The following is a 13,303-nucleotide window of genomic DNA, read 5'->3' as shown; positions in this document are numbered from 1 at the left end:
GTACGAATCCCTGGGCACCGTGAGAAAGTAGGTACCTTGGAGTGCCTAGGGCACCGGAGGGGGCAACGATGGCGACGACGACCGCAGAACAACGCCGTGATCAGGCGAAACTCGACTACGACGCGTTCCTGGACGGCTGCCCGACCCGGGAGCTGCTGAGCAGGCTCACCGACAAATGGGTCGCGCTGGTGATCTCGGCACTCTCCGGCGGCCCGCAGCGGCACGGCGAGATCGCCCACCGCATCGCGGGTGTCAGCCAGAAAATGCTGACCCAGACCTTGCGTACGCTCGAACGCGACGGCCTGATCACCCGCACGGTGACCGCGTCGGTGCCGGTCCGGGTGGACTACGCGCTGACGCCGCTCGGGCACGAACTGGTCCCGGTGATGGCCGCGATCAAGACCTGGGCGGAGGCGCACATGGATCGCGTCTTCATGGCCCGCGCCGAGTTCGACGCCCGCGCGGGAGCGTGACGCCGCTCCGACAGGACGTCGAAGCGGCGCCGGTCCGTCAGCTGCAGGTGGCTCCGTTGAGGGTGAATCCGGTCGGGGCGGCGGCGTTGCCGGTGTGGCCGGCCTGGTACCCGATGGTGGCCGAGCCGCCCGGTGCGAGGGTGCCGTTGTAACTCGCGTTGGTGGCGGTCACCGTGCCGCTGGTCGGGGAGTAGGTGGCGCTCCAGCCGGCGGTGATGGTCTGTCCGGCGGCCAGGGTGAAGGCCAGCTTCCAGCCGTTGACGGCGGTGGTGCCGGTGTTGGTGACGGTGATGCTGTTGGTCAGGCCGGTGTTCCAGGCGCTCACGGCGCTGGTGACCCGGCAGGCGCCGGCGGTGGCTGACGGGCTCGTTGAAGGGCTCGCTGAAGGCGACCCGGACGGGGGCGCCGAAGCTGAGGCGGACGGCGACACCGAGGGCGAGTTGCTGGGCTGGCTGCCGATGCCGGTCATGATCGCGTCGATGATGCCCTGCTGGGTCACCGTCGCGGCGCTGCGGTCGAACAGGCCGAAGCCGTGCTGTCCGTTCCAGCCGTTGTCCCAGTACGCGGTGGCCGCTCCGTACTTCGTGGCGGCGGTCACCAGGGCGCGTGCGTAGTCCGCGCGGTACCGGTTGTTTGTCGAGTCGTACGTCGTCTTGTCGATCGAGCCGTATTCACCGACGAACACCGGATATCCGCGCGTGACGAACGTGTCGTGCATCTTCTTGAGCTGCCCGTCCAGGAAGTCCTCCTGGCCCCAGACCGACTTCTTCGCCGGGTTGGTCGCTGCCGCGCCCCACTGCGTGATGGTGCCGTCCTCGGTGCCGGTGAAGTCCCAGGGGTCGTAGTAGTGCACCGAGATCATCAACCGTTGCTCGGCGGCCGGGACCGTGGAGGAGCGGTACTGGTCGGTGGGGATCACGAACCCGTAGCTGCCCGCGGTGTAATCGATGTTGGTGTTCCAGCCCGGCACCAGCAACCACCGCGAGGCGTTGGTCCCGCCGGTGCGGCGCACGGTGTCCACGAAGAGCTGGTTGTACGCGTTGATGTTCGAGTAACACGGCTGGGTCGGATTGCCGTACTGCCCGTCGAAGTTCTCGTTCATCGACTCGAAGATCAGGTGCTCGTTGTAGCTCTGGAACCGGGTCGCCACCTGCTGCCAGACCTTCTGGTACTTCGCCCGGATCGTGGTCTGATCGGACGCGTCGCAGATCAGCCAGGAGCCGGCGACGGTCTTGTAACCGTCACCGTGCATGTTGATCAGCACATACAGGCCCCGGCTGTACGCGTAGTCGACGACCTGCTGGACGCGGTTCAGCCATGCCGCGTTGACGGTGTAGTCCGGGCCGGCTCCGATGTGTCCCAGGTAGGAGACGGGAATCCGGATCGTCCTGAAGCCCGACGCCCGTACCCGATCGATGAAAGCCTGCGTCACGGCGGGGTTTCCCCAGGCGGTCTCACTGGGGATGCCGTTGGTGCTGGCCTCCAGGGTGTTGCCCAGATTCCAGCCGGCGCCCATGTCGGCGACCAGCTGGGGACCGCTCAGCTGGGCCACGACGTCGGCGGACGCCGACCGTGTCACGCCGTAGACGGCTCCGGTGACGGCCAGGGCGGCGGCCATGAAGGCGAGCCCGGCCTTCCGTGTTTTCTGACCCATGAACGTTCCTCTCGTGGCACAGACCAGCTGGGAGCGCTCCCATCATTGCAAAGCATCGATGCCTTGTCATCTCGTCGAAACATTTGAGGTGAGTCTGGAGGTCTAGTGGCTCTTCGTCTGCTCGGTCACGGTCTGCCGCGTCATCGCGAGGCCGGCGCAGAGTCGCCCGAGCGTCTGACCGTTCTCACGGCGGAGGCTGTCGAGCAGCCGGCGGCTGCTGTCCTCTCGGGAATCGGCCCCGAACGGATTACCCCTCTATCGCCTGCGTGACGCGATGACGAATCGTGGAGGCTCAGCCGAAACGACGCAGGGTGGCAGTTATGAGCTATTTCCCGGAGGAAATTCATGCGGTCGATAAACGGCGCGGGAAATGGTTTTCCGGTTTGGTCGCCGCGGCGTTGGCGGTCTCGGTTCTGGGTACGGCCGGCCCGGCTCGAGCCGAGGACGACGTCGTCAGCTTGACCACCTGCGTCGACGAGGTCATGACCAAGGGGTCGTCGGGAGCCTGCGTGCTCTCGTTGCAGAACTCCCTGGTCGCCGTCGGCATCAACGTGCTGGTGGACGGCGACTTCGGGGAACAGACCGTGCTGGCGGTACGGGGCTTCCAGGGCGGGCCGGTGAATCTGCCGGTGACCGGGGTGGCGGACGCCGCGACCATCACCGCGCTCGACAAGGCGGCCAACTCGCCGCAACCACCGTCGTCCGGTTCCGCGGTCTCCGGCGTGCCGGACGGCACCCGGGCGGGGGAGAACGGGGTCTACAAGTGCGGGAACTTCGGTAACTGCACGTTCTATTTCAGCCGTCGCGTCACCCAGGAGATCCATCAAGTCCTCAACGAACGAGACGCCGATCTCGCGGCCTACGCCGCTGACGTGAAATTGTGTGTTCAAGAGCGAAAGATGGCTGCGGCCGCCTGCTCCGCGGCCCTCGTCGGGGGGACCTGGCTGCTGAAGGGCAACGCGGAGAAAGCGGTGGAGCAGGGCGACTGTCTGAAGGTCAAGTTCCGGGCCGAGATCATCCCGTACCGCAGCGGCGTCGACGACTCGTCGAGCCACTGCATCGACGGCGACGGCTCCTGACCGTCCGCAACGATCAGTCGTGGCCGCCGATCGGCCACGACTGATCGATGCGCTCCAGGCGACTGAACGTGCCGATGAGCGATCATGATGATGTGTCTGCCGCCGACGACGTCCCTGGTGCTCTGATCTCGGTCATCGATTCGCTGATGTGGCGGATCCTGAAGGGACACGAGGATCCGGTGGAGCTGGTCGCCGAGGTGTCGGGGGAGTTCCTGCAACCGTCCTGGGCCGAGGTGGCACACGCCGGTGGGCTGTACCGCCTCTTTGCCGAACTCGGCGACATCGTCGACGGCTGGCCGGTCAGTTACGGGGAGGCGACCGAGATGGTCGCTCAACGAGAGATCCGCGACGCTGCCTGGGACTGGCTGGAGACAGTGCGGACTGCCGGGGCGATGGAGTCATTTCTGGAGCGCTGGGAGGCACGCGGTGGTGAGTGACACCGGCGTCAGCGTCACGCCGACGGGGATCCGGCATCGTCGGGCTCGGCTACGTAACCGCTGGCCTGCATGGCGAACAACTCCGCGTACCGCCCCGGTGCCGCCACCAGCTCGCGATGGGTGCCCTCCTCGGTGAGGACCCCGTCGTGCATCACGAAGATCCGGTCCGCGTGGATGACGTTCGCCAGCCGGTGGGTGATCAGGATGGTGGTCTTGTGGCCCTGCCTGCTGCGCACCGCCCGGAACAGCGCGTCCTCCGCCCGCGGATCAAGCGCCGACGACGGCTCGTCCATGATCAGCAGGTCGGCGTCGCGGTAGAAGCCGCGCGCCGCGGTGATGCGCTGCCACTGCCCGCCGGACAGGTCCTGGCCGTGTTTGAAGGTCTTGTCGAGCAGCGTCCGGTACCCGTTCGGCAGGTTCAGGATCGTCTCGTGAGCGGCGGCCCGGTTCGCGGCCTGCTCGATCGCTTTCTGCGCCGGAGCAGTGCCGATGTCGCCCATCGCGATGTTCGTCGCCGCCGTGTACGGCCACTTGTGGTGCTCCTGCATGACCACCGAGATGCGCCGCAGCAGCGTGCCCTCGTCGAGATCGGCGATCGGATGACCGTTCCACTCGATCACCCCGGCGCTCGGCGACCGCAACCCGGCGATCATCGCGGCGAGCGTGGTCTTGCCGGAGCCGTTCTCCCCGACGAACGCGACCGTCTGACCGGCCTGAATGGTCAGCGTGACGTCGTCGACCGCCGGTTGGTCACGGTCGGGGTACGCCAGGCTCACGCCCCGCACCGTCAGCTGCCGCAACGCCTGCGGCTGGGTACGGTCACCGTCCGGACCCTCCGGCGGCAGGTACTGCTTCGCCCGTTCGAGGAAGCCGATGTACTCCTTGAAGAACTGCCCGTCGGTGTAGAGCCGGTCCAGCTGGAACGTCACCACCGCCAGAGCCCGCTGGGATGCCTGGACGGCGACGACACAGGTCACCGCACTCGACAGCGGGATGCGCCCGCCCCACAGCAGCCCGCCCACCAGCACCCACACACCGCCCAGCCCGACACCGCTGACCAGCGCGCCGACACTCGTCGTCGTGGTGACCCGGCGGGCCAGCGCCAGATCCTCCCGGGTCTGCGCGCCCATCACCATGTCGTACTGGCCGAGCAGGAAGCCGCGTAGTCCGTACGATCGCAGCTCCGGCGCCGAGTCCCGTTCGGCCATCTGCCTTTGCAGGACCCAGAGCCTGCGCCGGCGTACCGAACCGGCCAGGAATGTCGCATAGCGCAAGTGGCCCGCGCGCAGCGCGGCGTAACCGTTCGGCAGGGTCGCGACGATCAGCGCGACCAGCAGCAGCGGGTTGATCACGATGACGGCCACCGCGACGGCGAGCAGGTTCACCAGCCCGGCGAACATGTTCGCGGTGTTCTGCACCAGCGCGATCGCCGCGTCGCTGCCGCGGGTTGCGCGTTCCATGTCGTCGGCGAACGCGTCCTCGTCGAACGCGGCCAGCCGGACCGCCGTGGTCGCCTCGAACAGGCGGCGTTCGGCCACTTCGTTGACCCGTGGGGTGAGGCCGTTCTGCGCGTACCCGATGGTGATCCGCAAACCTCCGGCGACCGCCGTCGTCGCCGCGAGCAGCGCCAGCGCCGGCAGCGCCGCCCGCACCCGGTCAGGAGTCGGCCCACCAGCGAAGAGTTCGACGAGCAGCCGCTGGGTGGAGAGCAACCCGAACGTCGCCATCAGGCCCGATCCGAGCGTGGCGAAACCCACGACCAGCGTACGCACACGGTCTGCCCGCCAGGCGACCGACACCGCCGATCCGACCAGTTTCGGCAGCTCCGCGAAGACACCGAGGACACCGGCTTCAGCCCTCCGGCGGACACCGTGCTCCCACCAGGCGTCCCGCAACTCAGGCAGCACCGACTCCTCGGCAGTGGTCTCCGTGCTTGGGGTTGAGGCATTCACCTGACAGGTCCTCCTAGCTCGCGCCTGGACCCAGTGTCAGCGGTGGCGGCGGCCTCATCGCCGACGCGATGTGCGCCGCTGCCGTCAGATCTTGGACTTCCATGGGTACGGGATCAGCGCGGCTCACTAACCTGCGAACTTCCGTCGATCGAGGAGGGCCGCGCGACTGTCTGCCGAAACGATCCCGCCCTATGTCTACCTGCCGTGCTCACCGGTCAGCCCCGGCGACGGCGAGGTGACCATCGAGCTGCGGCGCACCGAGGACGGCCGGATGGCACTGCTCATCTACTCGGCTCTGGACCGGCTCGTCGACTGCTGCGGTGAACAGCAGCCGTGGACGGTCGTGCCGGCGACCGACCTCGATCGGATTCAGCAGCTCACCGGCTATGAACTCATCTTCATGGACATGCGTATACCCGAGCAGCTGAGACGAGACGGGGAGCAGCCATGAACGATCTGCATGTCGACCCGGCCGTGCTCGACGGCATCGCCGAGCGGCTGCGGCACCGCGGTGACGCGATCGACGCGGCCGGCGACGGCGCGCCGGGCACCCCGGACGCGGGCCAGGACACCGCCGCCATCGCCGCGATCCTCGCCGCCCTCTGCGCGAACTCGGCGCAGCTGGTCACCGTCCTGCACGAGACCGGCTCCCGGGTCGCGGCGGCGAGCCGGGCGTACGTGAGCGAGGACGCCTCCGCGGCCGGGCACATCGCCGGTGGGTACTGATGCCCATCGACACCCGTCTCGACGGCCGGCCGGAGCAGGTGTACGCGACGGCCCGCTGGCTGCGTGACCGGCTCGCCTTCGAAGTGGACGGTGGTGCGGCCGCGATGCGGTCCTCGCACGCCGACGCCGCCCAGAGCTGGCGCGGCGCGGCCGGAGCCGCTTTCGGCCAGCGGATCGACGGGACCGCCGGCCAGGCCGACCGCCTGCACGGCGGTCTGCGCAGCACGGCCGACGGCCTCGAACACTACGCCGGACAGCTGGCTCAAGCTCAGGCCCACATGGCCCGTGCCCGGCAGATAGCCGCGGACGGTGGCCTGCCGCTGGCCGGCGACACCATTCTCGAACCGGTCGCCGCGCCCACCCCGCAGCAGGTCGAGTCCTATCAGCTCGCCCAGGCCGAGGCCGATCGGGGGAACGCGGCCATCGAGTTCGGCCGGGCGGTGCTGAAGAACATGGGCGACGACATCACCCAGAAATGGCACCTGTTCACCAGCGAGGTGATCACCGGCGGCCTGATCGGCAGCCTGGCGACCATCCACCGTGACATTCTGCGCGCCGAGTCCCAGGCCATCGGCAAAGCCTCGGAGGCGCTTGTCGACCACTACCTGAAGACCCCCGGCGGCACACCCGCGTCCAAGGCCCTCAACGAGGCGGCCTACGCCAAGTACCTGGAGAGCAGCAAGGTCGAGTTGCAGGCCCGTGGCTTCGAACGCCGGTTCCTCAGCAAGATCCCGGTGGCCGGCGCGGTCATCACCGCGGCCGGCGTCGGATACGACATCGCGCACGGCAAACCGGTCGGCAAGTCCGTCCTCTCCGGAGCGGGCAATGTGGGCGGAGCCCTGGTCGGCGCCAAGATCGGTGCGGCGATCGGCATCTCCGGCGGTCCGGTCGGCATCGTGGTCGGTGGCGCGATCGGCGGCATTGTCGGCGGTGTGATCGGCAGCGGCCTCGTCGACGCCGCATACGATGCCCTACCGGACAACGTGACGAAGGCTTTCGAGGACGGCCTCAAAGAAACCGGTACGGCCATCACCGACGGGGTCAAGGATGTCGGCTCGGCGATCGGCGACGGCGCCAAGGACGTCGGCTCGGCGATCAGCGGCGGTTTCCAGAAAGTGTTCGGCTAGTCCCTTTCACCACCTTCGAGACCCGGGCGGGGCCGCATGCCAGACGACATTCCCAACCTTGACACCGCGGCGGCAGCCGGTGGGTCGCCGTGGGGCGAGGACGGGCCGTCACGATGGCCCGGCTTCTCCTTCGTCCTCTGCGCCCTGCTCGCCGCGATCGGCCTGGTAACGGCAGTCGTCACGGCCATCGGCGGCGACCTTCCCCGCGCGGCGTTCCTGGTGGGCGCCACCATCGTGATGGGCCACTTCGCCGGCTGGTTCTACGCCTCCCGCCGCTATCCGCGCGACATCAACCCCCAGATCGCGAGAATCGATGACGGTACGCCCGGTGTGAGCTTCCGGTACCGCACGGCGATGTACTACTGGACGGCGTCCAACAGCGTCCTGATGACCCTCGCTCTGATCGCGATCGCCCTGGCCCTGCTGCCCGACTCCATGGTCATCGCGATCGTCCTGCTGCTGCTCGCGGCCTTCCCCGTACTGATGGCGTTCGCGCTGCTGCGGCACGCGCCGGGCCGGCTGACCCTGGTTCCCGCCGGGATCTACCACAGCAGTATCGCCTTCACGTACTTCGCGCCCTGGGACACCGTGCGCGAGGTGGGCTCCAGCGAGTTCGCCCGCACACCGCTGATCGCGGTGGCGGCCATGCCGTCCGAGGCGACCCGCATCGTCCGGGCGGCGCCGCACGCCATCGCCGGCTGGGAGCAGCGCCTGTTCCCGGTCCTGGCGATCCAGGTGCCGTGGCTCAGTTCCGACCCGGTGGCCGTCTACCAGACCCTGCGCCACTACCACGAGAACCCGGAGCACCGGGCCGAGCTGTCGAGCGAGGCAGCGCTGGACCGCGTCCGCCAGCGCCGATTCCTGCTCCGCCCGGACAACCGTTGATCGCAGGCTGTGCGGAATCGGTCAGTCGCGCTTCGCGGCTTTCGCCACGCCGGCTACGAAGGCGGTGGTGAGGATCCAACCCGCGACGGTCAGTGCCCACGACCAGTAGGCGACCGGGCCACCGACCGTCCACGATGACTTCAGTCCCAGGTTGAGCACCGGGATCAACGCGTCCAGCGCGTACAGGTAAGGGTTGAACGGGGGCGCCGGCTGCCGCATCGCCACGATGTCCGAGCGGTCCGCTGACATCAGGGCGGTGCCGCCGAGCAGGACCAGGGCGAGCAGCCACAGGCTGACCAGCCAGGGGCGGTACCCGTACCCGACGGTGACCTGCAACAGTATGTTCCAAAGGCGGCCGGCGAGGCTCAGCACTCTGCGCTGATGCCGCAGCTTGGCGACCGCGATGCGGCGGGCGGCTTGCTCGTGGCCGGTGCGGCGATACACGGCGGCCAGGTGTTCGTACGGTTGCGGCGTATAGCCATATCGTTCCTGGCGCAGCCAGGCGATACGCCGGTCCACCGGCACGTTGCCCTGCTCGGTGATCTGGTCGTAGGTGAAGTCCTGCAGCGCATACGAAGCCGGCCATCGGTCAACGTCGTCGTCGAGGACCCCCGTCCAGGCGTGGCTCAGGTCGACGGCGGCGGAAGCGGTCTGTGGCCGCAGGACCAGCGACTGCGCCCGTAGATGGGACAGATCGAGAGCAGGGCAGCCGCCGAGGTCGGCGTCGGTGAAGTCGAGCCGGGCGTCCACGCGAGCGCCGTGCAGGACCACCTCTCCGTGCACGGTGGCACCGCTGGTGATCTCCAGTGAGTCGCCGATCGCGGCCCGTTGCGCGCGGAGTGCCACCGCGTCCCCGCCGTCGAGCACCGCGCCGGCCAGGTGAACGGTTCCGCCGATCTGAGCCCGATCGAGATCGACGGTGCCGACCGCGACGAATCCACGGTCCATGTGGATCACGGTGCGCACCTTGAGCCCCAGCGCGGCGACGGCGTATCCGCCCGGGTTGTTGATCCGGCCGCCCCAGAAGCATGCGAACCCGTCGATGCGAGCGCTGACCAGCCGAATCATTCCCTCGGCGGTGAAACCACCCGGATCACCGAGGCTGCTGCCGAGGAAGAGGGCGAACCCGATGGTGGCGCTCTGCAGGTCCAGAGCTGTGCCACCGGGCTGATGCAGAGCTGATCCGGTGAAGCTGAGGCTGCCGCCGATGCGCGCGTCGATCAGGTTGATCTGGCCGTGGGCGGAGAAGCCGTTGTTGAAGCTGAGAGACCGCCCGACGCTCATGCTGTATCCGAGCAGCGCCCACTTGCCTTCATGGGACAGGACGGCGCCGTCGAACACCACCGAGCCGTCGATCTGCGCGCCCTGCAGACGCACCACGGATGCCGCGAAACCGTTCGACGCATGCAGTTCACCGGTCTTGAGGCGGGCGGCGTGAAGTTCCGGCATCCGGCAGCCGACGAACTGCGCCGACGGCACGGTCAGCCCGGTGAGGTCCACCGTCTCGTCGAACACGCAGTCCTCGAAGGACAGCGGGGCGGTCATGGTCCGCCCGCTCAGGTCCAGCTTGCCGGTGACCCGAACGCCGAGCAGCCGCACCGGCGCGGGCCCGGCGAGCCTGCGGGCCAGCACCGGCGAGCGGACCAGCCGGTCGGACGGACGCCAGCCGCGCGCATCGATCACCAGCTCATCTGTTGCCCCACGGAGGAGACGCCGCTCCGCTTTGCTGCCTCTCGGCAGGCGTCCACCTATGCGCACGCCTTCTATTGTGGGTCCGTTCAGCCGGCTCGTTGCTGCCCCGAAGGTGTAGGAACCGCAGCGGATCGCTGAGCGTCGCCGGGGGCGGTGCGTTCGCGGTCCAGGCGGAAGCTCAGCGCGGCCATCAACAACCCGGCCACGCTGAGCGCCAGACCGGTCCACGCGGGAGCGAGATAACCGAGACCGCGAGCGATCACCAGGCCGCCCACCGCCGCGCCGATGCTGTTGGCGACGTTCATCGCGGACTGGTTGATCGCGGCGCCCATCAGTTGCGCGCCGGGTGCGACGGTGATCAGCCGGGCTTGCAGGGCGGGGCCGAGGAACAGGCTGGTGGCGCCGACCAGGAACGCCCCAGCGAACAGGCCCGGCGTGGTGTCCGCGAACAGGGCGAAGAACAGGATCGCTGCGATCACGGCGGTGAAGCCGAGCAGCAGGGCGCGGCGCAGGTCGCGGTCGGCGAACCAGCCGCCGAGGGCGTTGCCGACGGTCATGCCGAGTCCGAAAGCGACCAGCACCCACGGCACCGCGCCGTTGCTCAGGCCGGTGACCTCGGTCGTCACCGGCGCGATGTAGCTGTTCACCGCGAAGAAACCGGAAAACCCGATCGCCACGGTCGCGGCGACCAGCCAGACCTGAGGACGAGCGAGGGTACGCAGTTCCGCGCGGGCCGACCCGGTAGCGACCGCCGGGATCTCCGGGACGCTGACGGCCACCGCCAGCAGGGTGAGCAGGAAGACGCCGGCGATGACGGCGTAGGAGGCGCGCCACCCGGCGGCCTGTCCGAGGCTGGTCATCGCGGGGACGCCGACGAGGTTGGCGATGGTCAAACCGCTGAGCACGGCCGCGTACCCTCGTGCTTCTCTGCCCGGTCCCATCAGCGAGGCGGCGAGCAGGCCGGCGGCGCCGAAGTAGGCGCCGTGCGGCAGTGCGGCGACGAAACGTGCCACCAGGACCAGGCCGAAGGTCGGCGCCAGCGCCGAGGCGGCCGTTCCCGCGACGAAGAGCACGAGCAGGCCGAGGACCAGGCGTTTGCGGTGCCAGCGGGTGGTGAGCGCGGCGATCAGTGGGGCGCCGGCGACGACGCCCAGGGCGTACGCGGTGATGGTCCAACCGGCGTGCGCGACCTCGGTCGCGGAGCCGGCACCGAGCAGGTCTTGGGCGATCTCGGGGAGCAGTCCCATGGCGGCGAACTCGGTGAGGCCGATCGCGGCGCCGCCGAGGGCGAGGGCCAGCAGGGCTGTCCAACGGTGCCGGGTGGTCAGGTGTTCCATGGCCGCGGACTTTAGCAACGCTTTTGCGAAACCCTCCAGCTAAGGTGATCAGGTGCACCAGACCTTCCTGCGCGGCTATAACGAGGCCCTGGTGATCGCGCTGGCCCGGGCCAGCGCGACCTTCGAACGCGGCGACGTCGCCGACGCCACCGGGCTCACCCCGCAGGCGGTCTCCAAGGTCCTGGCCCGGCTGCTCGGCGAGGGTGTCGTGGCACCCGCCGGCGTGCGCCGACCGGCGACCGGCCGCGCCGCCGGGGTCTACGAGCTGGTGCCGGACAGCCGCTTCGCGATCGGGGCGCACGTGTCGCGGCGGATGCTGCGGCTGGCGCTGACCGATCTCGCCGGTGCCGTTCTCGCATCCACGGCGACGGTGCTACCGGGTGACTTCACGCCCGGCCAGCTCCTGGATGCCCTTGTTGAGCAGGTCCGGCAGCTGCGGGCCGCCAGGGACCTCAGCGACCGCCTCGTCGGCGTCGGCATCGGCATGATCGGCCCGCTCGACCACGCCGCCGGCACCGTCCGCGACGCCCACCGGCTGCGGCACTGGCACGACGTGCCCCTGGCGTCGATGGCGCAGCAGGCGCTCGGCCTGCCGGTGCACGTCGACAAGGACGTCACCGCCGGGGTGACCGCCGAGGCGTGGCGGCGCGGCCCGGGGTTCCGCGACGCGGCCCTGATCATGGTGGAGGCCGGGGTCGGCGCCGGGCTGTGGCTCGGCGGATCCGCGCATCGCGGCGCGCACACCAACGCCGGCGAGTTCGGCCACACGGTCGTCCAGCTCGACGGTCCCGCCTGCGTGTGCGGCCGGCGCGGGTGCCTGGAAGCCGTCCACGACCAGGCGTTCGCCGCGGGTGACGTCCAGCGGGCGGCCCGGGTCCTGGGCGTCGGTGTGGTCAACCTGCTGCAGACCCTGGACCTGGGGCACGTCGTGCTGGCCGGCGCCGACCTGATCCGGCACAGCGGTGTCTACCTCGACGCGGTCACCGCGACCGTGAGCGCCGAGGTGCCCCGCGCGGACTGGCTCACCGTCGACGTCTCGGTGTCCACGCTCGCGGAGAACAGCATCGCCGCGGGTGCCGCCATGCAGATCCTCGACGCGCGTTACGGCGTCCCCGGTCTGGCCGTCGTCACCGGCTGATCAGCGGTCGGCGGGCAGGACGTCGGCGAGCAGGGTGAGCGACGGGGTGCGGCCGCTGGCGACGTGGGCGAAGGCCAGTGACGCGGCGAGTTCGGTGTTGCCGTCGCGGATGGCGGCGAACAGGCCCTCGTGCTCGGCGCACTGGACGCGGATGTCGCGGTCGGCGGTCATCCGGAACAGCCATTGCATGCGCCCGTTGAGCGGCTGCATCAGGCCGGCCAGCAGCGCGTTGCGCGACAGCGCGAGGACGCCGTCGTGGAAGGCGACGTTGGCGGCGGCGGCCTCGTGGTCGGCGCCACGGTCCAGGGCAGCCCGGGCCTCGCGGATGTTCTCCGCCAGGACCGCGAGGCCGGCGGGGTCCGGGTTGCCGGCGGCCAGTTTGGCGGCGAGCACCTCGAGGCTCTCGCGCACGTCGAAGAGCTCCTCGATGTCGCGCAGCGTCAGCTGGGTGACCATCGCGCCGCGCCGGGGCAGCGTACGGATGAATCCGTCGGCCTCCAGCTGGGGCAGGGCCTCGCGCAGCGGGATCCGGGAGACGTTGAGCTGCTCGCAGATCTCCCGTTCGATCAGGCGCTGACCGGGCTTGAGGTCGCCGGAGATGATGCGCTCGCGCAGGAAGTCGTAGACCTGGGTGGACAGCGACCGGTCCACGGTGCCGATGGCCGTCCACTGCGTGGTCATGAAATGCCCCTGTCTGGCGAAGATTTAGCGATGTCTTTGGAATACAGCACGCCAAAGATAGCCGCTACCCGCCATGGCTGGGAACGCCCGGAGATGTCGGTCCAGTTGACAAGCCTGTTACT

13 protein-coding genes are annotated in these 13,303 nt (G+C 69.3%); 8 read left to right on the top strand and 5 right to left on the bottom strand.

Going from position 1 to position 13,303, the window contains the following annotated elements; translation table 11 throughout:
• Nucleotides 1-68: 68 nt before the first annotated feature.
• Nucleotides 69-473 (top strand): winged helix-turn-helix transcriptional regulator, encoded by a 405-nt coding sequence (locus B0I29_RS18935; protein WP_111650347.1) that lies wholly within the window; start codon nucleotides 69-71, stop codon nucleotides 471-473.
• A gap of 37 nt (nucleotides 474-510) precedes the next feature.
• On the opposite strand, the gene B0I29_RS18930 is transcribed toward B0I29_RS18935, so the two are convergent.
• Nucleotides 511-2,127, bottom strand: a complete 1,617-nt coding sequence (locus B0I29_RS18930) for a cellulase family glycosylhydrolase (RefSeq protein WP_111650346.1) — start codon at nucleotides 2,125-2,127, stop codon at nucleotides 511-513.
• A 320-nt stretch (nucleotides 2,128-2,447) separates the two neighbouring features.
• Between B0I29_RS18930 and B0I29_RS18920 the strand changes: the two genes are divergently transcribed.
• Complete coding sequence (locus tag B0I29_RS18920) at nucleotides 2,448-3,206, top strand: peptidoglycan-binding domain-containing protein (protein ID WP_220091348.1); 759 nt, start codon at nucleotides 2,448-2,450, stop codon at nucleotides 3,204-3,206.
• 92 nt (nucleotides 3,207-3,298) lie between these two features.
• The gene (locus B0I29_RS18915) at nucleotides 3,299-3,643 is read left to right on the top strand and encodes a hypothetical protein (protein ID WP_146616814.1); all 345 of its coding nucleotides are present in this window, start codon (nucleotides 3,299-3,301) and stop codon (nucleotides 3,641-3,643) included.
• Nucleotides 3,644-3,657: 14 nt separating this feature from the next.
• Here B0I29_RS18915 and B0I29_RS18910 read toward each other — a convergent pair whose 3' ends face one another.
• A complete protein-coding gene (locus tag B0I29_RS18910) occupies nucleotides 3,658-5,595 on the bottom strand; it encodes an ABC transporter ATP-binding protein (protein ID WP_111650344.1) in 1,938 nt (645 codons plus the stop codon).
• Between the two features lie 235 nt (nucleotides 5,596-5,830).
• Here B0I29_RS18910 and B0I29_RS18905 point away from each other — a divergent pair, with 235 nt between their 5' ends.
• From B0I29_RS18905 to B0I29_RS18890, 4 genes are read left to right on the top strand one after another with little or no spacing between them, the layout of a single operon-like run.
• A complete protein-coding gene (locus tag B0I29_RS18905) occupies nucleotides 5,831-6,046 on the top strand; it encodes an SAV_915 family protein (protein ID WP_245972610.1) in 216 nt (71 codons plus the stop codon).
• A complete protein-coding gene (locus B0I29_RS18900) occupies nucleotides 6,043-6,321 on the top strand; it encodes a hypothetical protein (RefSeq protein WP_111650342.1) in 279 nt (92 codons plus the stop codon). Before B0I29_RS18905 ends, B0I29_RS18900 begins: the two co-directional genes overlap by 4 nt.
• Nucleotides 6,321-7,448, top strand: coding sequence for a WXG100 family type VII secretion target (locus B0I29_RS46295; protein ID WP_111650341.1), 1,128 nt, complete (start codon nucleotides 6,321-6,323; stop codon nucleotides 7,446-7,448). Before B0I29_RS18900 ends, B0I29_RS46295 begins: the two co-directional genes overlap by 1 nt.
• Nucleotides 7,449-7,484: 36 nt before the next feature.
• Nucleotides 7,485-8,333, top strand: coding sequence for a hypothetical protein (locus B0I29_RS18890; RefSeq protein WP_111650340.1), 849 nt, complete (start codon nucleotides 7,485-7,487; stop codon nucleotides 8,331-8,333).
• Between the two features lie 21 nt (nucleotides 8,334-8,354).
• Here the strand turns inward: B0I29_RS18890 and B0I29_RS18885 are convergent, their stop codons facing one another.
• Both B0I29_RS18885 and B0I29_RS18880 read right to left on the bottom strand, forming a co-directional pair.
• Complete coding sequence (locus B0I29_RS18885) at nucleotides 8,355-10,016, bottom strand: hypothetical protein (RefSeq protein ID WP_111650339.1); 1,662 nt, start codon at nucleotides 10,014-10,016, stop codon at nucleotides 8,355-8,357.
• Between the two features lie 95 nt (nucleotides 10,017-10,111).
• Complete coding sequence (locus B0I29_RS18880; protein WP_111650338.1) at nucleotides 10,112-11,362, bottom strand: MFS transporter; 1,251 nt, start codon at nucleotides 11,360-11,362, stop codon at nucleotides 10,112-10,114.
• A gap of 52 nt (nucleotides 11,363-11,414) precedes the next feature.
• On the opposite strand from B0I29_RS18880, the gene B0I29_RS18875 reads away from it, so the two are divergent.
• The gene (locus tag B0I29_RS18875; RefSeq protein WP_111650337.1) at nucleotides 11,415-12,500 is read left to right on the top strand and encodes an ROK family transcriptional regulator; all 1,086 of its coding nucleotides are present in this window, start codon (nucleotides 11,415-11,417) and stop codon (nucleotides 12,498-12,500) included.
• On the opposite strand, the gene B0I29_RS18870 is transcribed toward B0I29_RS18875, so the two are convergent.
• The gene (locus B0I29_RS18870) at nucleotides 12,501-13,181 is read right to left on the bottom strand and encodes a GntR family transcriptional regulator (protein ID WP_111650336.1); all 681 of its coding nucleotides are present in this window, start codon (nucleotides 13,179-13,181) and stop codon (nucleotides 12,501-12,503) included.
• Between the last annotated feature and the right edge of the window lie 122 nt (nucleotides 13,182-13,303).

This window comes from Actinoplanes lutulentus (assembly GCF_003259845.1).
GTDB classification, from domain to species: Bacteria; Actinomycetota; Actinomycetes; order Mycobacteriales; family Micromonosporaceae; genus Actinoplanes; species Actinoplanes lutulentus.
This window is presented reverse-complemented; position numbering and strand designations above follow the sequence as displayed.

Bases quoted from the DNA above. Each gene is read 5' to 3' on its own strand.
- B0I29_RS18935 (WP_111650347.1), top strand. From the start codon at position 69: ATGGCGACGACGACCGCAGAACAACGCCGTGATCAGGCGAAACTCGAC.
- B0I29_RS18930 (WP_111650346.1), bottom strand. From the start codon at position 2,127: ATGGGTCAGAAAACACGGAAGGCCGGGCTCGCCTTCATGGCCGCCGCC.
- B0I29_RS18920 (WP_220091348.1), top strand. From the start codon at position 2,448: ATGAGCTATTTCCCGGAGGAAATTCATGCGGTCGATAAACGGCGCGGG.
- B0I29_RS18900 (WP_111650342.1), top strand. From the start codon at position 6,043: ATGAACGATCTGCATGTCGACCCGGCCGTGCTCGACGGCATCGCCGAG.
- B0I29_RS46295 (WP_111650341.1), top strand. From the start codon at position 6,321: ATGCCCATCGACACCCGTCTCGACGGCCGGCCGGAGCAGGTGTACGCG.
- B0I29_RS18890 (WP_111650340.1), top strand. From the start codon at position 7,485: ATGCCAGACGACATTCCCAACCTTGACACCGCGGCGGCAGCCGGTGGG.
- B0I29_RS18880 (WP_111650338.1), bottom strand. From the start codon at position 11,362: ATGGAACACCTGACCACCCGGCACCGTTGGACAGCCCTGCTGGCCCTC.
- B0I29_RS18870 (WP_111650336.1), bottom strand. From the start codon at position 13,181: ATGACCACGCAGTGGACGGCCATCGGCACCGTGGACCGGTCGCTGTCC.